At 60.1% G+C, this 22075-nt stretch carries 23 protein-coding genes, 1 pseudogene and 1 other annotated feature; of the genes and pseudogenes, 20 read left to right on the forward strand and 4 right to left on the reverse strand.

The annotated features are described in order from the left end of the window. From HNR62_RS12305 to HNR62_RS12390, 18 genes are all read left to right on the forward strand, one after another. Entirely contained in the window at positions 1-2172 is a 2172-nt protein-coding gene (locus HNR62_RS12305) for a chemotaxis protein CheA (RefSeq protein ID WP_204796389.1), read from the forward strand. Positions 2173-2199: 27 nt separating this feature from the next. Then, complete coding sequence (locus HNR62_RS12310) at positions 2200-3339, forward strand: protein-glutamate methylesterase/protein-glutamine glutaminase (protein WP_204796390.1); 1140 nt, start codon at positions 2200-2202, stop codon at positions 3337-3339. 1 nt (position 3340) lies between these two features. Beyond that, positions 3341-4084, forward strand: coding sequence for a flagellar motor protein (locus HNR62_RS12315; RefSeq protein ID WP_204796391.1), 744 nt, complete (start codon positions 3341-3343; stop codon positions 4082-4084). After that, a complete protein-coding gene (locus tag HNR62_RS12320; RefSeq protein WP_204796392.1) occupies positions 4081-4935 on the forward strand; it encodes an OmpA family protein in 855 nt (284 codons plus the stop codon). Before HNR62_RS12315 ends, HNR62_RS12320 begins: the two co-directional genes overlap by 4 nt. Then, a complete protein-coding gene (locus tag HNR62_RS12325; RefSeq protein ID WP_204796393.1) occupies positions 4932-5717 on the forward strand; it encodes an AAA family ATPase in 786 nt (261 codons plus the stop codon). Before HNR62_RS12320 ends, HNR62_RS12325 begins: the two co-directional genes overlap by 4 nt. Further along, on the forward strand, positions 5714-6592 hold the full coding sequence (locus HNR62_RS12330) for a chemotaxis protein CheW (RefSeq protein WP_204796394.1): 879 nt from the start codon (positions 5714-5716) through the stop codon (positions 6590-6592). Before HNR62_RS12325 ends, HNR62_RS12330 begins: the two co-directional genes overlap by 4 nt. A gap of 20 nt (positions 6593-6612) precedes the next feature. Next, positions 6613-7101: a chemotaxis protein CheW gene (locus HNR62_RS12335; RefSeq protein ID WP_204796395.1), complete on the forward strand. Its 489-nt coding sequence runs from the start codon at positions 6613-6615 to the stop codon at positions 7099-7101. Continuing rightward, positions 7101-7502, forward strand: coding sequence for a DUF2802 domain-containing protein (locus HNR62_RS12340; protein WP_204796396.1), 402 nt, complete (start codon positions 7101-7103; stop codon positions 7500-7502). The genes HNR62_RS12335 and HNR62_RS12340 overlap by 1 nt, the downstream gene beginning before the upstream one ends. A 106-nt stretch (positions 7503-7608) precedes the next feature. After that, positions 7609-8241 carry a cytochrome c biogenesis heme-transporting ATPase CcmA gene (ccmA, locus tag HNR62_RS12345; protein ID WP_239552777.1) on the forward strand — a complete coding sequence of 211 codons (633 nt, stop codon included), beginning with the start codon at positions 7609-7611 and terminating at the stop codon, positions 8239-8241. Next, positions 8238-8906: a heme exporter protein CcmB gene (gene ccmB, locus HNR62_RS12350; RefSeq protein ID WP_204796397.1), complete on the forward strand. Its 669-nt coding sequence runs from the start codon at positions 8238-8240 to the stop codon at positions 8904-8906. Before ccmA ends, ccmB begins: the two co-directional genes overlap by 4 nt. A gap of 132 nt (positions 8907-9038) precedes the next feature. Then, positions 9039-9785: a heme ABC transporter permease gene (locus tag HNR62_RS12355; RefSeq protein ID WP_204796398.1), complete on the forward strand. Its 747-nt coding sequence runs from the start codon at positions 9039-9041 to the stop codon at positions 9783-9785. Then, on the forward strand, positions 9775-9981 hold the full coding sequence (gene ccmD, locus HNR62_RS12360; protein WP_204796399.1) for a heme exporter protein CcmD: 207 nt from the start codon (positions 9775-9777) through the stop codon (positions 9979-9981). Before HNR62_RS12355 ends, ccmD begins: the two co-directional genes overlap by 11 nt. Then, positions 9978-10472 carry a cytochrome c maturation protein CcmE gene (ccmE, locus tag HNR62_RS12365; RefSeq protein ID WP_204796400.1) on the forward strand — a complete coding sequence of 165 codons (495 nt, stop codon included), beginning with the start codon at positions 9978-9980 and terminating at the stop codon, positions 10470-10472. The genes ccmD and ccmE overlap by 4 nt, the downstream gene beginning before the upstream one ends. Further along, positions 10469-12424 carry a heme lyase CcmF/NrfE family subunit gene (locus HNR62_RS12370; RefSeq protein ID WP_204796401.1) on the forward strand — a complete coding sequence of 652 codons (1956 nt, stop codon included), beginning with the start codon at positions 10469-10471 and terminating at the stop codon, positions 12422-12424. The genes ccmE and HNR62_RS12370 overlap by 4 nt, the downstream gene beginning before the upstream one ends. Continuing rightward, a complete protein-coding gene (locus HNR62_RS12375) occupies positions 12421-12954 on the forward strand; it encodes a DsbE family thiol:disulfide interchange protein (protein ID WP_204796402.1) in 534 nt (177 codons plus the stop codon). The genes HNR62_RS12370 and HNR62_RS12375 overlap by 4 nt, the downstream gene beginning before the upstream one ends. A gap of 4 nt (positions 12955-12958) precedes the next feature. Further along, a complete protein-coding gene (locus tag HNR62_RS12380) occupies positions 12959-13435 on the forward strand; it encodes a cytochrome c-type biogenesis protein (protein ID WP_204796403.1) in 477 nt (158 codons plus the stop codon). Between the two features lies 1 nt (position 13436). Next, positions 13437-14648 carry a c-type cytochrome biogenesis protein CcmI gene (gene ccmI / locus HNR62_RS12385; protein ID WP_204796404.1) on the forward strand — a complete coding sequence of 404 codons (1212 nt, stop codon included), beginning with the start codon at positions 13437-13439 and terminating at the stop codon, positions 14646-14648. 70 nt (positions 14649-14718) lie between these two features. After that, complete coding sequence (locus tag HNR62_RS12390; protein WP_239552778.1) at positions 14719-15507, forward strand: MlaA family lipoprotein; 789 nt, start codon at positions 14719-14721, stop codon at positions 15505-15507. Between the two features lie 124 nt (positions 15508-15631). Here the strand turns inward: HNR62_RS12390 and HNR62_RS12395 are convergent, their stop codons facing one another. Continuing rightward, the gene (locus HNR62_RS12395) at positions 15632-16225 is read right to left on the reverse strand and encodes a DUF502 domain-containing protein (protein ID WP_204796405.1); all 594 of its coding nucleotides are present in this window, start codon (positions 16223-16225) and stop codon (positions 15632-15634) included. A 318-nt stretch (positions 16226-16543) separates the two neighbouring features. On the opposite strand from HNR62_RS12395, the gene HNR62_RS12400 reads away from it, so the two are divergent. Both HNR62_RS12400 and tyrA read left to right on the forward strand, forming a co-directional pair. Continuing rightward, entirely contained in the window at positions 16544-17614 is a 1071-nt protein-coding gene (locus HNR62_RS12400; RefSeq protein ID WP_204796406.1) for a 3-deoxy-7-phosphoheptulonate synthase, read from the forward strand. Between the two features lie 151 nt (positions 17615-17765). Continuing rightward, positions 17766-18896, forward strand: a complete 1131-nt coding sequence (gene tyrA, locus HNR62_RS12405) for a bifunctional chorismate mutase/prephenate dehydrogenase (protein ID WP_204796407.1) — start codon at positions 17766-17768, stop codon at positions 18894-18896. 1077 nt (positions 18897-19973) lie between these two features. On the opposite strand, the pseudogene HNR62_RS16195 reads toward tyrA, so the two are convergent. From HNR62_RS16195 to hpf, 3 genes and pseudogenes are all read right to left on the reverse strand, one after another. Continuing rightward, positions 19974-21122, reverse strand: a pseudogene (locus HNR62_RS16195) (chorismate mutase); the annotation flags it as partial. A gap of 37 nt (positions 21123-21159) precedes the next feature. After that, positions 21160-21296, reverse strand: a sequence feature (Phe leader region). Between the two features lie 7 nt (positions 21297-21303). Continuing rightward, positions 21304-21429: a hypothetical protein gene (locus HNR62_RS16330; protein ID WP_275588102.1), complete on the reverse strand. Its 126-nt coding sequence runs from the start codon at positions 21427-21429 to the stop codon at positions 21304-21306. Positions 21430-21500: 71 nt separating this feature from the next. After that, complete coding sequence (gene hpf, locus HNR62_RS12415) at positions 21501-21845, reverse strand: ribosome hibernation-promoting factor, HPF/YfiA family (protein ID WP_204796409.1); 345 nt, start codon at positions 21843-21845, stop codon at positions 21501-21503. Positions 21846-22075: the final 230 nt, after the last annotated feature.

Below are 22075 nucleotides of genomic sequence, written 5' to 3' on the forward strand. Positions count from 1 at the left end.
ATGGGCTTTGAGGTAGACGAGGATATTCTGCAGGACTTTCTGGTGGAGGCATCGGAGATCCTGGAGCATTTGTCGGAGCAGTTGGTGGCACTGGAGCGCCAACCGGATGATAAAGACCTGCTCAATGCGATTTTTCGCGGTTTTCACACCGTTAAAGGTGGTGCCGGTTTTTTGTCGCTGACTGCACTGGTAGAAATCTGCCACAAAGCCGAAAACGTGTTCGATATATTGCGCACCGGCCGGCGCCGGGTGAACTCCGAGCTGATGGACGTAATACTGCGGGCGCTGGATGCGGTAAACAGCATGTTTGCCGAAATCAAGGACAGGAAGGATCCGACCCCGGCCGAGCCGCCGTTGCTCGACGCCCTGGAACGTTATTGCCAGCCCGCCAGCGACGACGAAGCGATGGCTGATACCGGGATGACGCCCGTGGTGGACTCGACCATTGCCGGTTTGAGCGAAACGGAATACCGGCAAATGCTGGATGAACTGGTACCAGAGGTAGCCGCCGGAAACCGTGCCGATATGGCCTCTGCCGCTCTTGCCGACACCGTTGCCGACACTGTATCCGTTGCCGATAGCGTATCCGTTGCCGACACTGTATCCGTTGTTGACACCGTTGCCGACAATACCCCGGCCGGCAGCGGGGATGATATTACCGACGATGAATTCGAGGCGCTGCTGGATCAACTGCACGGTGTCGGCAAGCACGGTGGCGCTCCTCTGCCGGCTGCGGCACCGCCCAGCCCGAGCTCCGGCGGCGATGACGAGATTGACGATCTCGAGTTTGAAGCCTTGCTCGATCAGTTGCATGGTGCCGGCAAGGGCCCCACGGTCACGGCCTCTGTGCCTGCTCCCGTGACGCCTCCCGCCTCCGATCCGGTAACGACGTCGGGAGCCCACATCGTGGCGGCGACGGCTGTTGCCGAGAGGGCACCGGCCAAACCGCCGGCCAAACCGCCGGCCAATCCGCCGGCCAAGTCGCCGGCCAAGGCTCCGGCACCGGATACCACGGTGCGGGTGGATACCAGAACGCTTGATAACATCATGAACATGGTGGGCGAGCTGGTGCTGGTGCGTAACCGTCTGCTCAGCCTCGATGCCAGCCATGACAATGAAGATATTTCCAAAACCGTCGCCAACCTGGATGCGGTGACCGGTGATCTGCAGGGCGCGGTAATGAAAACCCGAATGCAGCCCATCAAGAAGGTATTCGGCCGTTTTCCGCGGGTGGTGCGCGATCTGGCACGCAGCCTGAACAAGGAAATCAATCTGGAAATGGTCGGGGAAGACACGGATCTGGATAAAAACCTGGTGGAGGCGCTGGCCGATCCCCTGGTGCACCTGGTGCGAAATTCCTGCGATCACGGGGTAGAAATGCCCGGCGAGCGCGAAGCGGCCGGCAAGCCGAGGGCGGGAACCATTCGCTTGACCGCCTCTCAGGAAGGCGATCATATTCAGCTCGGCATCGAAGATGACGGTGCCGGTATGGACCCGGAAAAGCTCAAGAGTATCGCCATCAAGCGGGGTATCCTCGATGCGGACGGTGCGGCCCGCATGAGTGACAACGAAGCCTATAACCTGATTTTTGCGCCCGGCTTTTCCACCAAACAGGAAATTACCGATGTCTCCGGTCGCGGTGTGGGCATGGATGTGGTCAAGACCGGCATTACGGCGGTGAATGGTTCCATTCATATCGACTCGGAAAAAGGCAAGGGCACCCGGCTGCAGATCAAGGTACCCCTGACCCTGGCGATATTGCCGACCTTGATGGTACTGGTGGGCAAGCAGACCTTTGCCTTGCCACTGACCAACGTCAACGAGATTTTCCACCTCGATCTGACCCGTACCAGCACCGTCGATGGCCAGCTCACCATAGTGGTGCGCAACAGGGCCATTCCGCTGTTCTATCTGCAGGACTGGCTGCTGAAAGGCGAACGCCGGGCCCGCAAGGAAAAGGGGCATGTGGTGATAGTGGTGGTGGGTAACCAGCAGGTCGGTTTTGTGGTCGATGGCCTTATCGGTCAGGAAGAAGTAGTGATCAAGCCACTCGATAAGCTGCTGCACGGTACTCCCGGCATGGCCGGGGCCACCATTACCAGTGATGGCGGCATTGCGTTAATTCTGGACCTGGCGGGTCTGATCAAGGCCTATGCCCGGCGTTATGCCTGAGAACAATAAGCGAGTGCGAGGATAATCATGGCTATTCGGGTGTTGGTGGTTGATGATTCCGGTTTTTTTCGGCGTCGCGTCAGCGAGATCCTGGAGCAGGATCCGGTGCTGACCGTGGTGGATACGGCCAGCAATGGTCAGGAAGCGGTGGAGAAAGCCCGCTTGTTGCGCCCTGATGTGATCACCATGGACATAGAAATGCCGGTGATGGACGGCATTTCCGCGGTGCGAGCCATCATGAAGGCGACCCCGACACCGGTACTGATGTTTTCTTCACTGACGCACGATGGTGCCCGGGCCACGCTGGATGCGCTGGACGCCGGCGCCATGGATTTTTTGCCCAAACGATTCGAAGACATAGCCCGCAGCAAAGAGGAAGCGACCCTGTTGCTGCAGCAAAGGGTCAAGGCCATTGCCCGTCGCCGGGCCTTCATGTCGCCCCGGGCGACGGCGTCCAGCCCGCTGCGCGCCCGCTCGGCGCCGGCCGGCTCCGGCGTTGCTAGCCGCCTCGCCGCCGCATCGGTCACACCGGTCACACCGGTTGCGGCCGAGCCGGTTGTCGAGCGCCGCAGCTTGCCTCGGCGCAGCGGCAAGAGTTATCAACTGCTGGCCATCGGCACCTCGACCGGCGGCCCGGTCGCGCTGCAGAAGGTATTGACAGGGCTGCCGGCGAGTTTTCCCCATCCCATCGTGCTGATCCAGCATATGCCCGGTACCTTCACCACCGCCTTTGCCGGCCGGCTCGACGGCCAGTGCCAGATCCGGGTCAAGGAGGCGGAAGATGGTGATCAGCTGCGTCCCGGTCATGCCTATCTGGCGCCGGGTGGCAGACAGATGCTGTTTGAAGGCCGCCCCGGCGCTGTCCGGCTGCGTATTATGGACGGTAACGACAAGGTCAGTTACAAACCCAGTGTCGACATCACCTTTGCCTCTGCCGCCAAAACCTACGGTGGCAAGGTACTGGCGGTGGTGCTGACCGGCATGGGCGCGGACGGGCGCGAAGGTGCACGCTTGCTGAAAGAGCAGGGCGCCGGCGTCTGGGCACAGGACGAAGAAAGCTGCGTGGTCTACGGCATGCCCCAGGCGGTCGCCAAGGCCGGGATCGCCACCGAATCCTTGCCCTTGTCGCTGATAGGTGACGCCATCATCAACGAGATGGGCGGCTGATATGGCGCTGGCCGGACTGTTGCTGGCGCTGGTTTGTCTCACTCTTGCCCAGTGGTGGCATGGGGGAAGTCTGTGGGGGCTGCTGGACGGGCCCGCCTTGCTGATCGTCTGCGGCGGTACCCTGGGGGCGGTGATGCTGCAGACGCCCTGGCCCCAGTGCCTGGCGGCACTCAAGGCATTGACGGCCTTGGTCGGCCGGCCACCCTGGCCCTTTCACGAACAGGCCTCGCGGTTGCTGCACTGGTCGAACGAAGCACGACAGGGAGGCTTTCTGTCCCTCGAGTCTCACCTTGAACGGCATGAACTGGATGCATTTACCCGCCAGGGCTTGCAATGGCTGGTGGATGGCACCGAGCCGGCGGCGCTGGAGCGGCTGCTGGATAACGAGCTGGACCGTATCGAAGAGCAGAAAGAGCTGGAAGCCCGGGTATTCGAAGCCATGGGCGGCTACAGTCCGACCATCGGTATTATCGGCGCCGTGCTGGGGCTGATTCAGGCGATGTCGAATCTGGATGATTCCGGCCAGCTGGGAGCCGGCATCGCGGTGGCCTTCGTCGCCACCCTGTACGGGGTGGGGCTGGCCAACCTGCTGTTGTTGCCACTGGCCAACCGGCTGCGAGCCATGTACCGGCTGGAGCTGCGCTACCGGGAGCTGACCGCCATCGGCCTGCTGGCGATCGCCCGCGGTGACGGTAGCCTGTCGGTCAGCCGGCAGCTGGCCCAATATCAGGGGCAGCGTCAATGAGGCGTCGCTCCCTGGTCTCGGGGTCCTACAGTGCCGGGCTGGATCGCTGGCTGGTATCTTATGCGGACTACATGACGCTGGTGTTTGCACTGTTTGTGGTGCTGTACAGCATTCATGCCGGCAAGACGGAGTTGCAGCAGCCCATGCTGGACGGTATGCAGCAGGCACTGGTACGCCTGAGCGGCGATGCACTGCCTGCCACGGCGGCGATAAGCAGGATGGCGCTTGCTTCCGAATCTGCCGCCACCGGAACCGGCGCGCCGTTGGATGACTCCAGCCTGGCCCGTCTGCAAGCCGAACTGGAACTACGGCTGGCGCCGTTGCTGGAGCGTCGCTTGGTGGAACTTGAAAACGACGGCGACTGGTTGACGCTGAATTTTGATGGCAGTTTGCTGTTCGCCAGTGGCAGCGCCTTGCCGGGGGCCAACGCCCAGCCGGTGCTGAGTGCCCTGATCCCGGTGCTGGCGCCGGTGAATCATTTTGTTCGGGTACGCGGCTATGCGGATAACCTGCCGGTCAGCAACGAACTCTATGCCTCCAACTGGCAGCTCTCTGCCGAGCGGGCGCGGGGGGTGCTGGAATGGCTGCTTCAGGAAGGGATTGCCGCGCCGCGCCTGGCGCTGGAGGCCTTCGGCGAATTTCATCCCAGAGATCAAGAGCCGGGCGAGCGGGGGCGGGCCCGCAATCGTCGGGTCGAAATCGCCATTTCGGCACACAGATGGCAACCTGGAACCGCCTTGCCCTCACGGCCGCTGAATACGGAACAGAGCCCGATACTGCGGGTGTATGAGCTGCCCGGCGGCGGCATACGTATCGGCACAACAGCAACACAGGGCGGGGCCAAGCAGTGATTGTCTGGACAGTGGCAAATCAGAAAGGGGGCGTCGGTAAAACCACGACCGTCGTGGCGCTCGCCGGTTTGCTGGCGCAGCGCGACAAGCGGGTGCTGCTGATCGACACCGACCCTCATGGCTCTCTGACCTCCTATCTCGATTATGATATGGATGCCTTGCCGTACACCCTGTTTGACCTGTTTCAGGCAGATCGCCCGAACCGCGCCCTGTTCGGACAGGTCGCGCTGAAGACCTGTTTCGACGGCTTGACGCTGCTACCGGCGTCGATTTCTCTGGCGACGCTGGATCGCACCTCCAGCAGCCGCGAAGGCATGGGGCTGATTCTGAAGCGCCTGCTGGCAGAGTTGCAGCATGACTTTGATGTGGTCATCATCGACTGCCCACCGGTGCTGGGCGTGATGATGGTCAATGCGCTGGCCGCCTGTGATCGCATTCTGGTGCCGGTGCAGACCGAGTTTCTGGCCATCAAGGGGCTGGAACGCATGGTCAGTACCTTTGGGCTGATGCACAGGGCCAGAAAGAACGGCTTCAACTATACGGTGGTGCCCACCATGTACGATCAGCGCACCCGGGCCTCGGTGCAGAGTCTGGACAGCCTGAAGCAGCGGTATGGTGAGCGGCTCTGGCCCTCGGTCATCCCGGTGGACACCAAGTTCCGCGATGCCAGCCTGCGTCATGAACCCCCTTCCTACTTCGCCAGGGGCAGCCGGGGGGTGTATGCCTATCAGACCCTGCTGCGCTACCTGTGGCAGCTCGATGGCGTGGAGCCGGCATTATGAATCAACGACAATCCGACGCCCTCGACGATTATTTTGGTGCCCTGCTGGAAGAGAGTTCCCCTGCACCATCACCATCACCATCACCATTACCAGCCCGGCCGGTACCGGTTGCCGGTTCCGGCCCTGCCACTCTCTTTGCCGATCCGGCCGGGGAGGAGCGACGCCGGGGGCTGGAGGTTCTGCTGGCCCGGGTAGCAGAGCTGACAGAAGAGGAAAGCCTGCCGCCGCCGGTTGACGTGCCGGCTCCCGAACCGGAACGGGAGCAAATCCCCCTGTTTGTGCCCCCGTTGGCACCGGTGTCAATCGACGATCCTGTGGTGACCGAACCGGTACCGCTGACACCGCCGATGCCGATAACGACTGAAACGCCGGTGGCTGCCGAGGTGCCGGTAACCGCCGACGTGCCGGTCGTCACCGAATGGCATAATATGGACACCGAAAGCAGTTTTCAGGCCCTGTTCTTCGAGGTGGCGGGCATGACCTTTGCGGTACCGCTGACCCGCCTCGGGGGCATCCATCAGATGGCCAGGCTGACCAGCCTGTTCGGCCAACCCCACTGGTTTGCCGGTGTACTGAGCGAGCGTGAACGTCAGTTTTATGTGGTGGATACCGCCCGCTGGGCCATGCCCGGCCATCAGGACGAAGAAGAATACCGGTATCTGGTGACCCTGGGTGACAGCAACTGGGGGCTGGGTTGCCATCAGCTGAAAGGCACGGCTCTGCTGACCCGGGAACAGGTGAAATGGCGCGCTGTACCGGGCTCTCGACCCTGGTTGGCGGGCATGGTAAAAGACAAAATGTGTGCCCTGCTGCATGTGGACGCCTTGATCGGGCTGCTGGAGCAGGGCAAGAATATCGACGGACATCAGGTCTGAGCAGGCATAAGGGAAAATCTATGAACAGTCATCGCAACGTAGCGGAAAATCTTGCCGAAGGTGAGGTATTGCAGTGGGTCACTTTCCGTCTCGATAACGAGACCTACGGCATCAATGTCATGCAGGTGCAGGAAGTGTTGCGCTATAGCGACATAGCCCCGGTACCCGGGGCCCCGGATTATGTGCTGGGCATCGTCAATCTTCGTGGCAACGTAGTGACGGTGCTCGATACCCGGCTGCGGTTCGGCCTGCAGCCGGCCGAGCTGACCGACAACAGCCGTATCGTGATCATCGAGGCGGAAAAACAGGTCATCGGCATTCTGGTCGACAGCGTGTCCGAGGTGGTGTATCTCAAGTCGTCCGACATCGAAAACGCCCCCCATGTCGGCACCAGCGAAAGCGCCAGGTTTATTCAGGGCGTGTGCAACCGTGAGCAGGAGCTGCTGATCCTGGTGGATCTGGACAAGCTGCTGTCCGACGACGAGTGGGACGAGTTGGGCCAGCTGTAATGTGGCTGCAGCCGGCGTTCATACTGGCGACAGTGGCGCTGATGCTGGCCGCGGTTGCCCTGCTGGTGTCCTGGTCTATGTGGCGGCATAGCCAGCGCAAGCTGGAGGCCATGAGCCGGCTGATGCGCGAACTGACCCGTACCCGGGACAGTTACCGCAAGCAGATAGAAGAGCTGCAGGCGGCCAATATCGGCCTCGGCAACAAGGTGAGCGACCTGCATCGCCTGCAGGGGCAGTTAAGCGAGCAGCAGCAGGAGCTGGCGCTGAAGGATCCTCAGGGCAGGCTCTATAGCCGGGCGACCCGCATGGTGCAACTGGGGGCCGATATTGACGAAATCATGGCCGAGTGCGAGATGCCGAGAGCCGAAGCCGAGCTGCTTATTTCCCTGCACCGGAAATAGTTTTCCCCGCTCATTATCCCTTACCGTTCCCGATGTTTCTTTCTGCACATATGGGTGCCGTGTGTTAAACTGGCGCCCATTTTAATGGTTTGAATTATCAACGATTATGCTTGAAGCCAGAGCCTTGACCTGTGTCCGTGAAGAACGCACCCTGTTCAGCGAGTTATCGCTGAAGGTGGCGCCCGGCGATCTGGTGCAGGTGGCCGGCCCCAACGGCGTCGGTAAAACCAGTCTGCTGCGCTTGCTGGCCGGCCTGTCTCGCCCTTACGGCGGTGAGGTGCACTGGCAGGGCGAGAACATAGAGCAGCATAGGGACGACTATCATCGGGACCTGCTCTATCTCGGCCATCAGGCCGGTATCAAGCATGAACTGACCGCCTTCGAGAATCTGGCCTTCTTCCGCCGCATGCACCATGCCGACAGTAGCGCCAATCTGTGGGAGGTGCTGGCCATGGTGGGCCTGGCCGGACTGGAAGATCAGACCGCCGGCCAGCTGTCTGCCGGCCAGAAACGGCGGGTGGCGCTGGCCCGGTTATGGTTGGGAGGTCCCCGGCTATGGATTCTCGATGAACCCTTCACCGCCATCGACAAACACGGTGTCAGGGTACTGGAGCGACTGCTGCTGGACCATACCGACGCCGGCGGCATGGTCCTGATCACCACCCACCAGGATCTCTCTCTCTGTGCCGACCGGGCTCGTACCCTGCAGCTGACCCCCTATCAGGAGGAGATGGCATGAGATCCATGTTTACCGGGGTACTGCGTCGCGAATTGGTGTCGGCCCTGCGCCGGCGGGCCGATATCCTCAATCCCCTGTGGTTTTTCGTTATTGTCATTACCCTGTTTCCGTTAGGCATAGGCCCCGAACCGACGCTGCTGGCGCGTATCGCCCCCGGCATCGTCTGGGTCGCGGCGCTATTGTCGTCGCTGCTGGCGCTGGAGCGATTGTTCAAAGACGATTTTATTGACGGTACCCTGGAACAATTAATGCTGATGCCCTGTCCTCTTGGGGTACTGATGCTGGCCAAGGTATTGGCGCACTGGTTGCTGACCGGGTTGCCGCTGCTGCTGCTGTCCCCCCTGGTGGCCGTGTTGCTGAGCCTGGACATGGTGGCCTTTCAGGCCGTGTTCTGGACCCTGTTACTGGGCACGCCGATCCTGAGCCTGCTCGGTGCCATCGGGGTGGCGCTTACCGTGGGCATCGGCAAGGGGGGCGTGCTGTTGAGCCTGCTGACGTTGCCGCTGTATATTCCGGTACTGATTTTTGCTACCTCGGCCATCGAGGCGGCGGCCTTTGGTGCGCCGTACGACGGTCAGCTGGCGATTCTGGCGGCCATGCTGGTGGGCAGCATGACCCTGGCGCCCTTTGCCATCGCCTCGGCACTGCGAGTCAGCGTCAACTGAGAATATGGTGTCTGTATGGTGTCTGCATGGTGTCTGCATAGTGTCCTGAAAGAGGAATTTGGGATATCTTGGGCCCTTGTTTAACCAAATACCTGTAAACAATCTTCAATACAAAAAAGGTCTGTGAGCAACATGTGGAAATGGTTACATCCCTACGCCAAGTCGGAGCAAGCCTATCGGCTGGCCGGCCTCTGGTTACCCTGGTTTGCCGTGTTCAGTGTGGTGTCCTTTGTCATTGGCCTGGCCTGGGGGCTGGCCTTTGCGCCGGCGGATTATCAGCAGAGTGATGCCTTTCGCATCATCTATATTCATGTGCCCTCCGCGATTCTTTCCATGGGCGCCTACTCCTCGATGGCCATCGCCGCCTTTATCGGTCTGGTGTGGCAAATCAAGACCGCCGACATGGCGGTGGCGGCCATCGCGCCGGTGGGGGCCGTCTTTACCGCCATCGCGCTCTTTACCGGTGCCGCCTGGGGTAAACCCATGTGGGGCGCCTGGTGGGTGTGGGATGCGCGCCTGACGTCCGAGCTGATACTGCTGTTTCTCTATCTGGGTGTTATCGCGCTTTATAACGCCATTTCCGACAAGGTGCTGGCCGGTCGTGCCGCCGGCATTCTGGCGCTGGTGGGGGTGATCAACCTGCCCATCATTCATTATTCGGTGGAATGGTGGAACACCCTGCATCAGGGCGCCAGCATCACCAAGTTCGCCCGGCCGTCCATTTCCAACGACATGCTCTGGCCCCTGTTGATCATGATACTGGCCTTCACGTGTTTTCTGGGGGCCCTGACCCTGATGCGGCTGCGCAATGAATTGATCCGGCGTGAGTCCCATCGTCCCTGGGTGTTGAAACTGGCGGAGGAACAGGATGAAATTTGATAGCTGGTCCGCATTCTGGGCCATGGACGGCTACGGCTTCTATGTGTGGCTGTCTTTTGGTCTGACCATTTTTGCCTTGCTGGCACTGGTGGTGTCGACCATGACGACCAAAAAAAGCCTGCTGCGTGCAGTGAAACAGAAACAGGCCCGGGCGGCCCGCCGTAAAGCCGCCCAGAAGTTGGAGAATACCTTATGAACCCGAGACGTAAAAAACGCATGACCCTGCTGTTGGCGGTCGTGATCGGATTATCGGTCATGACCGGGCTGGTGCTCTATGCCCTGCAGCAGAATATTGACCTCTTTTATACCCCCACCGAGCTGGTGCAGGGCAAGGGTGAGGCCAAAATCAAACCGGAAGTGGGCCAGCGTCTGCGCATCGGCGGCATGGTGGTACCGGGCTCGGTCAGCCGGGATCAGCAAAGCCTTGAGGTCAGCTTCGATCTGGTGGACGCCGGTGGTGAAGTGATCACCGTTGTCTTCGACGGCATACTGCCGGATCTGTTCCGGGAAGGGCAGGGCATAGTGGCCCAGGGCCACCTGGACGATGCGCGCACCATCACCGCCTTCGAGGTACTGGCCAAACACGACGAAGAATATATGCCGTCGGAACTGGCCGAAGCGCTCAAGGGAATCGAGCACATCAAACCCGAATATTCCCCGGAGCAGCTTAAAGGAAGCCGGTCATGATCCCAGAAATAGGGCAATTTGCCCTGATCCTCGCCCTGGCGGCGAGCGTGATACTCAGTATTTACCCCTTGCTCGGGGCCGCTCGCGGCAACGTCAACATGATGTTGCTGGCGCGCCCCCTGTCCTACGCCATGTTCGGCTTTCTGCTGCTGTCGTTCGGCTGCCTGACCTGGGCCTTTATCGACCACGACTTTACCGTGCTCTATGTGGCCTCCAACTCCAACAGCCTGTTGCCGCTGGAATATCGCATTTCCGCGGTATGGGGCGCCCATGAGGGCTCTTTGCTGCTGTGGGTGCTGACCCTGGCCGGCTGGACCGCCGCCGTGGCCCGCTTCAGCCGGGCGCTGCCGCTGGATGCGGTGGCCCGGGTGCTGAGTGTGATGGGCATGATCGGCGTCGGCTTCCTGCTGTTCGTGATCGTGACCTCCAACCCCTTCGAGCGCACCCTGCCGTTTTTTCCGGTCGATGGCCGGGATCTGAACCCGCTGCTGCAGGATCCGGGGCTGATTTTCCACCCGCCCATGCTCTATATGGGCTACGTGGGCTTTTCGGTGGCCTTTGCCTTCGCCATCGCTTCCCTGATGACCGGCAAGCTGGATGCAGCCTGGGCGCGCTGGTCGCGCCCCTGGACCATGGCCGCCTGGATTTTTCTGACGCTGGGCATAGCACTGGGCTCCTGGTGGGCCTATTACGAGCTGGGCTGGGGCGGTTGGTGGTTCTGGGATCCGGTGGAAAACGCCTCCTTCATGCCCTGGCTGGCCGGTACGGCGCTGATCCACTCGTTGGCGGTAACCGAAAAACGGGCCACCTTCAAGGCCTGGACGGTACTGCTGGCGATCATGGCCTTTTCACTGAGTCTGCTCGGTACCTTTCTGGTGCGTTCCGGGGTGCTGGTGTCGGTGCATGCCTTTGCGTCGGACCCGACCCGAGGGCTCTTTATTCTGGTGTTCCTGATGCTGGTGGTCGGCGCCTCCTTGCTGCTCTACGCCATCAAGGGAGCGGAAGTCAAAAGCCACGGCAAGCATGAGCTGGCCAGCCGAGAGAGCATGCTGCTCGGCAATAACATAGTGCTGATGGCGGGGCTGGTGGTGGTGCTGATCGGCACCTTGCTGCCATTGGTGCACAAGGAACTGGGCCTGGGCAGTATTTCCATCGGCGCGCCCTTCTTCAACAGCCTTTATGCCTGGTTGATCATTCCCTTTGCCCTGCTGCTGGGCGCCGGCCCCCTGTTCCGCTGGCGCCGCCAGAGCATGAAGGAAATCAACGGCAAGCTGCTGTTTGCGGCGGTGGCCAGTGTGGCCATCGGGGCCTTTCTGCCCTGGTATTTTGCCGACAGCTTCGAAGTCTGGGCGGCGGTCGGTCTGGGTCTGGGGGCCTTTATCGTGATCACCAGCCTGCAGGAAACCTGGGTTCGCTCCACCCATCGCCATTCATTCGGCGTGGGGGTACGCAAGCTGGGTAACAGCCACTGGGCCATGTTCCTCGGCCATATCGGCCTGGCGGTGACCATCATCGGCATCAGCTGCACCCAGCTCTACAGCATAGAGCGGGACGTGCGTATGTCTGCCGGTGACAGCGTGACCTTCTCCGGTTACACCTTTACCTTCGAGGGTACCCGTCGGGCCGACGGCCCCAACTACGAAGGCTTCAAGGGGGTGATTGGCGTCAGCAAGGACGGCCGCGTGCTGCCCAGTCTCAAGGCGGAAAAGCGGCTCTATCTGGTACAGCGCATGCCGATGACCGAAGCGGCCATCAGCGCCGGTTTTACCCGGGATCTGTATGCCGCTCTGGGTGAAGAGCTGGATGATGGCGCCTGGGCGGTACGGCTCTATTACAAGCCCTTTATTCGCTGGATCTGGTTCGGCGCCCTGCTGATGGCCGTCGCCGGTGTTATTTCCATGGTCGACAAACGCTACCGTTTCGGTGGTAAAACGCCGCAGGAGGCTGTATGAACCGTCGTGTACTGATTCTGTCCATCCCGCTGCTGATATTTCTGGGGGCCTGCATTTTCCTGTACAAGGGCTTGTATTCGGATCCGCGTAAGCTGGAGTCGGTCTTGCTGGACCAGCAGGTGCCCGAGTTTGCCCTGACCTCGTTGCAGAACCCGGAGCAGCAGTTCAGCCGGGACATTTTCACCGGCCGGCCCATGCTGCTCAACGTCTGGGCCACCTGGTGCCCGACCTGTTATGCCGAGCACGAATACCTCAACGAGCTGAAGGCGAAAGAGGGTATCTATATTGTCGGCATGAACTACAAGGACGAGCGGGAAAAGGCCCTGCGCTGGTTAAAAAACCTGGGCAATCCCTATGCCATCGACCTGTATGATCCTCGCGGCATGCTGGGGCTGGATCTGGGCGTTTACGGTGCTCCCGAGACCTTTCTCATCGACAGCCAGGGGGTGATCCGTTACCGCCACGTGGGCGATGTGAACGAACAGGTATGGCAGCAGACCCTGAAACCCATTTTCGAGCGGATGGAGTAAAGCGATGCGTTTATGCTCTGTGCTGATATTACTGGCAGGCTTATGGCTGCCGCCGGCCATGGCTGCCATCGATGTCTATGAATTCGACTCCCCTCAGCAGGAAGAAGCCTTCCGCGAGCTGACCCGGGAGCTGCGCTGCCCCAAGTGCCAGAATCAGGACATTTCCGACTCCAATGCCGAGCTGGCCAAGGATCTGCGCGAGAAGACCTACAGCATGTTGCGCGAAGGCAGCAGCAAGAAAGAGATCATCGATTACATGGTGGCCCGCTACGGCAACTTCATTCTCTACCGGCCGCCGGTCATGGCCTCGACCCTGATCCTGTGGCTCGGCCCCGTGCTGGTGATGCTGCTGGGACTGGTGATCGTGCTGGTACGGACGCGAAAAAAATCGCGAAACAGCGCAGCCGGCGCCGATAGCACCTTGAGTGAGCAAGAAAAACGGCGCCTGGCCGACCTGCTGAACAAAGACAAAGAGAGCTGATATGACCTTATTCTGGATCGCCAGCGGCCTGCTGACGCTGCTGCTGGCACTGGTGATAATACTGCCCCTGACCCGAGGCCGGGCCGAGTCCAGCCATAGCCGTAACCAACTCAATACCCGGTTGTATCGGCAACGGTTGCAGGAGCTGGAGCAGGACCGGGACCTGGGTCTGCTGGACGAGGGGGAATCGGCGGCCCAGGAACTGCAGAAAAGCCTGCTGGATGATGTGGTCCCCGAAACGCGGCAAGAGTATCGTCACGGCATCTGGTTATGGCTGCCGGCGGTATTGATAGCGGTGGCCGTGGCCTATGCGGGCTACTGGCAGCTGGGCGCCTATCCCAAGGTGGTGCAATGGCAGGATAATACCGCCCGCCTGGGCGAGTTGTCGCGCAAGGTACTGGTTGATCCCGATGGCGAAGTGACCGAGCAGGACATGATGGATCTGATCCAGTCGTTGCGGACCAAGTTGCATCGGGACGGCGATGACTTCCGTGGCTGGTTGCTGCTGGGTCGCCTGACCCTGGAAATGCGCGACGGCGAAACCGCTCGTGATGCCCTTGAAAAAGCGCTCAAGCTGACCGATAACCCGGATATGGTGATAGTGCCTTACGCCGAGGCCCTGACCATGACCGGCGAAGCCCTGCGCGCCGAAAACCTGATCAAGCAGGTGCTGGCAAGGAATCCGGATAATCTGGAAGCCTGGTCGGTGTTTGCTTTCATGGCCCTGCAGCAGGATAACCTGACCGCGGCCATCGCCCGCTGGCAGCAGATTCTGCAGCGTATGTCGCCGGATAGCCCGCGTTATGCGATGATTGAACGTTCGGTGGCCTTTGCCGAGCAACGGCTGGCAGAAACCGACCAGGCCCCGGTGACCGGCCCGCGCTTCGAGGTAGAGGTGAATACCGCCAGCGCCGTGCCTTATCATCCGGGCGCCGCGCTCTTCGTGTACGCCGTCGATGCCAGTGGCGGCGAGATGCCGCTGGTGGCCCGGCGTATCGAGCGACCCTCGTTTCCGCTGACCATTACCCTGTCCAATGCGGACGCCATGGTGGCCGGCAACAACCTGAGTGGACGGGATGCGGTGGTGATCAAGGCGCGAATTGCCCCCAGCGGCAACGTGACCGATGCCACCGACGCCTGGGAAGGTCGCAGCGGCGTACTGAGCACCGGTGAGGATAGTCAGCTGTCCATCTTCATCGATACGCCCTTGTAAGACGGTCGGACAGGCCTGTCTGTCCGTCATGAGCGATATTAAATAATAACAAAAGCGATAAGGCCTGATTATGTGGCGAACATTGATAGTGACCGCGAGCATGACCCTGGTCGGCTGTGCCGCCCACGAGGGCGTGGAGGTACCACGCACGAATGATCCTTTCTCACCGGCAGTACCGGCCGATTATGCCAGGGCAACGGCCAATGATGCTCGTGACCCTTTCGAGCCGGTCAACCGTGCCTCCTGGGTCATCAATTACGATGTACTGGATCCCTATGTCGTACGCCCGGCGGCCCACGCCTATGCGGATTATGTGGCCAAACCGGTCAGAGACGGGCTGCAGAACGTGGTGCTCAATCTGGAAGAACCGGCCAGCTTCGTCAACCACCTGGTGACCGGCGATTTTACCGGCGCCGGTACCAACCTGGTTCGCTTCGGCGTCAACAGCACCGTCGGGGTGCTGGGTTACTTCGACGTGGCGGAAAAAATGACCCTGCCGCGTCGTTCCAAGGATTTCAGCCAGGTGTTGGGGCAGATGGGGATTGGCGACGGACCTTTTCTGATGTTGCCGGTGCTGGGGCCGACCACCCTGCGCCAGCTTTCCGGCGACATGGTCGACAGCCTGTATTTTCCCTACGACGTGATGAGCCTGGCCCTGCGCACCGGAAAATGGACGCTCGACGGCCTCTATCAGCGCAGCGAGCTGATAGAGCGTGAGCCTATTATCGATAATGCCCTCGATCCTTATGGTCTGACCAAGGATCTCTATCTGCAGTATCAGGATACCAAGGTAGGCAAGGAATTCGAGCCCGCCTCGGACGAGGAGCTGGAAGCCTTCATGGACGAGATTGACGGGTAAAAGAAAGCGTTAAGCGATCAGCTGGAAGCCGTAAGACAAATCATTGTTTGCTGCAGATGCCGGGTTTATCCCGGCTCTTTAGTGTTGGTTTTTAGCTTTTAGCTGATCGCTGACGGCTTTGTATTCAGGGTTTTCCGGTAATACCGCCGCTGACGATAAAGGTGGTCATCTTGCTGGCGGCCACATCCAGCAGCTGGATCTTGTCCTTGTCCACCAGGATGAGGTTGCCGGCAAAATTATAGGACTGGGGCAGGTAGACGGCGACCTTGCCCGGCAGACCGAAGGCGTCCATGTCTTCCCGGGTGATAAAGCCCAGCAGCTGTATCTCCCCATTCATCAGGCTGACCGCCACCGGTTTGTTGAATTTTTTATTATCCCCGATCAGCGAATTGAACAAGTCGCGTAGCGAGTTGTAGAGCAGCTTGACCAGGGGGATGCGGCTCAGCACATTGTCGAACAGCGACAGGAGAAAACGACCGAGATAAAAAGAGGCGAACATGCCGGTCAGTATGATCACCGTCAAGGTCAGCAGGCCACCGGCCAGATCGGCAATCCAGCCCGCCTCCAATGCCGGAAACACCAGTTGCAGTCCCGATCCCAGGGCCGAAAACAGGGTTTCGTTAAGCAGGTTGAAAATCAGATAAACCAGATACACCGTCAGTACAAAGGGCAGCAGGATCAAGAGACCCTGAAAGAAAAAACGGAGAAGTCGTTGCATCACCAGGCTCCAGTAAAAGGGGCGGCATCATGGCAGATCCGCAGAGGAATAACAGCTGAAATCAAGGGCACAGTGCCAGGCGACGTCGTGCGGCCGCAAGGGGGCAGTCGGCGGCAAAGGCTTGCTGGCTCTTTTATAGTCATTTGGCCCTCACAATACAAAATAACCGATTTTTGCACGACATCAGGCTTTGCAAGGCGGTCCGGCCTTGGTAAGGTGAAAGTGGTTGCGTAAGAAAGAAATAACCCGAAGTCAAACCCGATGCGGTTTTTCTTTCTATTTGGTTGTAATGATTTATTTACAGGTGAGGTTGTCATCATGCAGAAAGATACACTGAATAATATCCATATTCGATCCGAGAAGGTGATGATCACCCCGGCGGAGCTGAAAGCCAAGTTGCCGATCTCCGGCGAGGCATTGTCTTTCATCGGCCAGGCCCGGCAGATCATGTCCGATATTATTCAACGCAAGGATCACCGCCTGCTGGTGATTTGCGGTCCCTGCTCCATCCACGATATCGACGCAGCCAAAGAGTACGCAACCCGCCTCAAAAAACTGCATGATGAGTACAGTGACAGCCTTTATATCGTGATGCGCGTCTATTTCGAGAAGCCGCGCACCACCGTCGGTTGGAAAGGCTTTATCAACGATCCTCACCTGGATGGCAGCTTCGATATCGAGCTGGGCCTGCACAAGGCCCGCGAGCTGCTGTGCTGGCTGGCCGAGCTGGAACTGCCGCTGGCCACCGAAGCCCTGGATCCCATCAGCCCCCAGTATCTGGCCGAGCTGTTTTCCTGGTCGGCCATCGGTGCCCGCACCACCGAATCCCAGACCCACAGGGAGATGGCCTCGGGCCTGTCGATGCCGGTGGGCTTCAAGAACGGTACCGACGGCAACCTGGGCACCGCCATCAATGCGCTGAAGGCGGCGGCCGAGTCTCATGCCTTCATGGGGATCAACCAGGAAGGGCAGGTCGCCTTGCTGGTCACCCAGGGTAACCCGGACGGCCACGTCATACTGCGCGGCGGCAAGCAGCCCAACTACGACTCGGTCAATGTTTCGCTGGCCGAAAAGGCGATGGTGAACGCCGGGCTGGCCCCCAGCCTGGTGGTGGACTGCAGCCATGGCAACTCCAACAAGGATTACAGCCTGCAGCCGCTGGTGACCGAGAACGTGGTGCATCAGATCCAGGAAGGCAACCGGTCCATTCTCGGCATCATGCTGGAGTCGCACCTGCATGAAGGCAACCAGTCCAGCGAACAGCCGCGCAGCGAAATGCGTTACGGGGTGTCGATTACCGATGCCTGCATCGACTGGGACACCACCGCCGAGCTGCTGAAACATTGTCATCAGCAGCTGGCCGCGCCGTTAAAGGCCCGACTGGGCTGAGTGCCACGGCTTTGTTACTACCTGAGTGTACCTGAGTGATTGAATAGAGCCGCCTGACGCCTCGGGGCGACTGTCCCCGTCGACGGTTCACAGGCATAATGGAGCACCGCGTCCGGGAAGGGCCGGTGCTTTTGTAATTGGGATGGGACCAATGATAGATGAATTAGCAGTCCTGCGGGATCAGATAGACGAAGTTGACCAGCAACTGGTTGAGCTGTTTGCCCGCCGCCTGAAACTGGTGGCGGGAGTAGGGGAAGTCAAGAGCCGCCAGGGGGTGCCGATTTATGCGCCCGACAGAGAGGCGGCCATGCTGGCCCGCCGCCGGGCCGAAGCCGAGGCGCGAGGCGTGCCACCGGACTTGATTGAAGATGTGTTGCGTCGGGCGATGCGCGAGTCTTATGCCAGCGAAAAAGACACCGGCTTCAAGTGCATGAACCCCACACTGGGCAAGGCCGTGGTGATCGGCGGGGCCGGTCAGCTGGGTGCTCTGTTTGCCCATTTGCTGACCCTGTCCGGTTATCCGGTCGAGATCCTGGAAAAAGACGACTGGGCGCACGCCGACCAGCTGCTGGCAGACGCGGGTCTGGTGGTGGTGGCGGTGCCCATCGATCAGACGGTGGCGGTCATAGAGCGTCTGCCCGAGCTTCCCGCCGACTGCCTGCTGGTTGACCTGACCAGTATCAAGGCCGAGCCGCTGGCGGCCATGCTGAAGGTGCACGCCGGCCCCGTGCTGGGATTGCACCCCATGTTCGGACCCGATGTGTCCAGCTTGGCCAAACAGGTGATCATCTACAGCGAAGGCCGTGGGGGCGAGCAGCATGAATGGCTGCTGGCCCAGATGCGTATCTGGGGCGCCCGCCTGCAGGCGGTGAGTGCCGAAGAACACGACAAGGCCATGAGTCTGGTGCAGGCCCTGCGTCACTTTACCAGTTTTGCCTACGGCGCCCACCTTTGTGCCGAGCAGGCGGATCTGACGCAACTGCTGCGCCTGAGCTCGCCCATCTATCGGCTGGAGCTGGCCATGGTGGGCCGTTTGTTCGCCCAGGATCCTGTGCTCTATGCCGACATTATTCTGTCGTCACCCGGCAACCTGGAGATGATCCGTCGCTATCACAGCCGCTTCGGCGAGCTGCTGGCGCAGCTGGAGCAGGGCAAGCGTGACGCCTTCGTGCAGCAGTTCTCCACCGTCAGCGAATTTTTCGGCGACTACGCCGACACCTTCCTCAAGGAAAGCCGCAACCTGCTGGCGCAGGCCAACGACAGCCGCCATCATGCGGATTAAGCGTGAGGTGTGAGGAGTGAAAGGTAAGGTGTGAGGGACAGACTGGCGCCAAGCTTCAAGCACGGCGCCCGTTTTGCTCCCTCCCCTTAACGTCGAATTTGCAGCAATGACGGCGGGGTGAAAGGCAAGGGGAGGGCCGGGGAGGGGTTACTGCAGTATATGCGCATGTTCCGCAGGTTCAGAGCCTCGGCCGAAGCGACACCCCCTCCCAGCCTCCCCCTGGCGATGATCCGTAGCCGTGTCTGTCAATCCGCTGCCAAGGGGGAGGGGCAGACCAGCGCCATGTGCGGACCGGGAGCCTGCCTGCTCTCCTCACCGTTTACCCCTCACCCCCCCTCACATCTCTTAATCCTGATACAGCCGCTGGGCCAGTTGCTGCAGCGGCGCCATGTCGTCATCTTCATTCAGCGTAAGACAAAAGCCCTGGATGCCGGCGCCTTTCAGGGCCTGGCCCAGTTCGGGCAGCAGGCTGTCCTGGCCCGGCAACTGGCTGAGCAGCGGCAGGCGGCTCTGTTGCTGCAGGCGCAGCAAGTCTGGCAGGGAGCGACTCCGGGTGTCGAGCAGCGCCAGCTGCTGGTTACCCTCGGTCAGTATCTGTTCGGCCTCGGCCAGGGTCTGCTCCGGCTTGTCTCCCAGCGGCAGCAAGACCGGACGGGTGCTGCGACCGGCGGCGGTCAGCAACTCGTCGCGTCGGCCCTCGATGGGCTGCAGCAGCAGCAGGTCGAGGGACTCCGCCGCCCTGCTCAGCTGTTCCGGGGTGTGAACCAGGGTCATGGCGGCCAGATCAAACTGGGCGGCAACGTCACGCAACTGCTGCAGGCGCTGTTGTTGCTGACTCGTGTCACCGGTTCCGAAACAGGGGGCCGCCAGCACCTGGCCACCGTGCTCTTTCAGACGACGCGCGGCTTCCTGCAAGGCGGAGCGCTCGGGCCAGGTCGCCAGCATGGCCGCCAGCAGCGGCTCCTGAGGACTCATGTAAAAGCGGCCGATCTGCAGTGGCATTCCGGTGCCGTTGTCGGCCTGCTTGCGGGGCGGCGGTGTCAAGGCGCCGCCGTTACCCTGGCTCAGTGCCCGGGAGGGAATCCGGGTCGGCGCCACCTCGGCACTGGGATAACAGCCCAGTATCTTGATGAAGCGGACTATGTCCTTCAGCTCTTTCAGCGCCGCCTGCATCTCGTCACTGTTGACGTTGGCCGCCACATCCACGTAGAACATTTCTTCCCAGGGATTGCCGATAATGGGGCGGGATTCGAGCTTGGTCATGGTGATGTGATGACTGCGCAGCACCAGCAGGGTTTCTACCAGGGCACCGCTCTGCTGGCCGGTCGACATGATGAAGCTGGTTTTGGCGGGGATCTGCGCGGCCACTTCCACCGGCTTGCGCGCCACCACGATAAAGCGGGTCATGTTCTGCTTCTGGTTGGCCAGGCCGCGTACCAGGGGCTTGAGGCCGTGCAGTTCGCCGCCGTCGGCGCTGCCCATGGCACCGATGTCGGTTCGTTTGAGGTTGGCAACCAGCTCCATGGCGTTGGAAGAGGCGGCACAGAATTCGACCTTGACGCCCGGCAGTGTCTTCAGATACTGGGAACACTGCTGATACACCTGAGGATGGGTGTACAGGGTTTTCAGCTTGCTGACGTCGGTGTCTACCGCCACCAGCAGGCAGTGCTCTATCGGCTGGGTCAGCTCGCCGACGATGGACAGGCTGGTGTGCTGCATCAGATCGAACACGTCGTTGATGGCGCCCGAGCTGGTGTTTTCGATGGGCAGAATACCGTACTGGGCCTGACCGGACTCGACGGTATCGAAGATCTGCTGAAAGGTTTCGCAGTTATGCTCGACCAGGGTGGCCTGAAAGCGGGACAGATACTTGCGGGCGGCCATGTTGGAGTAGGAGCCCCGCAGACCGAGAAAGGCCACGCTGATGGCCGGCACTTCATCCTGGGGGTTGAGCAGGTCCTGCAGCAGCGCCTGCTGGGACAGCACCGAGTCTTCGATGATGGTGTGATAGAGCCGGGTGACGTAATGGGCATCCAGACCAAGCTGACGGCCCTGGTTGATCAGCTCCACCAGCAGCGCCTGCTCCCGTACCTGATCCCGAATCGGCCTCGGGTTTTCCAGCTTGCTCCGGGCCACTTCCAGACTCAGGCCCTTGCGTTTGGCCAACAGGGTCAGCAGTTCCGTGTCGAGGCGGCTGATGTGGGTTCTGATCTCATCCAGATTCATGAATTTGGCTTCCCTTGTACCTAAAAAAGTGTCACCTAATAAAAAAGCCTCCCGGTGGGAGGCTTGTCTGTTTGTCTTTCGTTTATCTCTTGCCAGACCAGATGCCGCCCCGTTTATGATTCAAACAAGCAGGATGCAAAAAAGAAGTGAAAGAAAAACAGGGAAACGGACATGACAGTTCTCAACCTTGATAAATACCCTGATAGAAATACTGAAAAGCGGCGGCGAGGGCAAGCCTTTTCCGGGAATTTTTGGCCGAGCAGAAGGGATTGGCCGGCAAAAGGCGATAAATGGTCGTTTTTGCCATTTACCGCCTGGCGTTCGGTGTCGAAACCGGGGTGGACATCGGGAGCCAGGGGCTGGCTCCCGGGAGGAGGATTACTCCGCTTCTTCGCTTTCGCTTTCACTTTCGGTGATCGGCTGTGGGGTCTGGGTGCGCTGGGCCAGCGGCTTGTCGGCATAACGGTTCAGCTGGCGCTCCAGTCTTTGTCCCAGTTCCTTGATGGCGGCGTACAGGTTTTCATCTTCTGCCTGGGCGAAAAGGGTATCGTTGGGAACACCTGCGGTCGCTTCTACCAGATAGTTTTGTCCTTCTTTCTGAATGATGACATGGGGGCTGATCAGCGCAACCTGGCGCCGGTTCAGCTTCGCGAAGCGACTTTCAATCCGTTCACGAATAGCGGGAGAGATGTCGATAACGTTGCTGGTAATGGTAATGGACATATGGACCCCCTGAGGTGTTTCTGTGTTGGTGTACCGTTTCAGCCTACCCTGACAGTAGTTTAATGTCGTGACCCTGATCAACTTTATCGGGCCTGTCGTTCGCTGCGGCCAAAATCTGTGATCGGGTCGCCGCTGCCACCAAAAAGCCCTTGTCAGGGATGGGTAACCGGGGCCAGACTCGATCGGATAAGTTGTTTTATTCACTCCTCCGATACCGGTTTCTGCCGGTA

It is taken from the genome of Oceanisphaera litoralis (genome assembly GCF_016907015.1).
GTDB lineage: Bacteria > Pseudomonadota > Gammaproteobacteria > Enterobacterales > Aeromonadaceae > Oceanimonas > Oceanimonas litoralis.

Coding starts and splice junctions, on each gene's coding strand:
- HNR62_RS12305 (WP_204796389.1), top strand. CDS start 1: ATGGGCTTTGAGGTAGACGAGGATATTCTGCAGGACTTTCTGGTGGAG.
- HNR62_RS12310 (WP_204796390.1), top strand. CDS start 2,200: ATGGCTATTCGGGTGTTGGTGGTTGATGATTCCGGTTTTTTTCGGCGT.
- HNR62_RS12315 (WP_204796391.1), top strand. CDS start 3,341: ATGGCGCTGGCCGGACTGTTGCTGGCGCTGGTTTGTCTCACTCTTGCC.
- HNR62_RS12320 (WP_204796392.1), top strand. CDS start 4,081: ATGAGGCGTCGCTCCCTGGTCTCGGGGTCCTACAGTGCCGGGCTGGAT.
- HNR62_RS12330 (WP_204796394.1), top strand. CDS start 5,714: ATGAATCAACGACAATCCGACGCCCTCGACGATTATTTTGGTGCCCTG.
- HNR62_RS12335 (WP_204796395.1), top strand. CDS start 6,613: ATGAACAGTCATCGCAACGTAGCGGAAAATCTTGCCGAAGGTGAGGTA.
- HNR62_RS12340 (WP_204796396.1), top strand. CDS start 7,101: ATGTGGCTGCAGCCGGCGTTCATACTGGCGACAGTGGCGCTGATGCTG.
- ccmA (WP_239552777.1), top strand. CDS start 7,609: ATGCTTGAAGCCAGAGCCTTGACCTGTGTCCGTGAAGAACGCACCCTG.
- ccmB (WP_204796397.1), top strand. CDS start 8,238: ATGAGATCCATGTTTACCGGGGTACTGCGTCGCGAATTGGTGTCGGCC.
- HNR62_RS12355 (WP_204796398.1), top strand. CDS start 9,039: ATGTGGAAATGGTTACATCCCTACGCCAAGTCGGAGCAAGCCTATCGG.
- ccmD (WP_204796399.1), top strand. CDS start 9,775: ATGAAATTTGATAGCTGGTCCGCATTCTGGGCCATGGACGGCTACGGC.
- ccmE (WP_204796400.1), top strand. CDS start 9,978: ATGAACCCGAGACGTAAAAAACGCATGACCCTGCTGTTGGCGGTCGTG.
- HNR62_RS12370 (WP_204796401.1), top strand. CDS start 10,469: ATGATCCCAGAAATAGGGCAATTTGCCCTGATCCTCGCCCTGGCGGCG.
- HNR62_RS12375 (WP_204796402.1), top strand. CDS start 12,421: ATGAACCGTCGTGTACTGATTCTGTCCATCCCGCTGCTGATATTTCTG.
- HNR62_RS12380 (WP_204796403.1), top strand. CDS start 12,959: ATGCGTTTATGCTCTGTGCTGATATTACTGGCAGGCTTATGGCTGCCG.
- ccmI (WP_204796404.1), top strand. CDS start 13,437: ATGACCTTATTCTGGATCGCCAGCGGCCTGCTGACGCTGCTGCTGGCA.
- HNR62_RS12390 (WP_239552778.1), top strand. CDS start 14,719: ATGTGGCGAACATTGATAGTGACCGCGAGCATGACCCTGGTCGGCTGT.
- HNR62_RS12395 (WP_204796405.1), bottom strand. CDS start 16,225: ATGCAACGACTTCTCCGTTTTTTCTTTCAGGGTCTCTTGATCCTGCTG.
- HNR62_RS12400 (WP_204796406.1), top strand. CDS start 16,544: ATGCAGAAAGATACACTGAATAATATCCATATTCGATCCGAGAAGGTG.
- tyrA (WP_204796407.1), top strand. CDS start 17,766: ATGATAGATGAATTAGCAGTCCTGCGGGATCAGATAGACGAAGTTGAC.
- HNR62_RS16330 (WP_275588102.1), bottom strand. CDS start 21,429: ATGGCAAAAACGACCATTTATCGCCTTTTGCCGGCCAATCCCTTCTGC.
- hpf (WP_204796409.1), bottom strand. CDS start 21,845: ATGTCCATTACCATTACCAGCAACGTTATCGACATCTCTCCCGCTATT.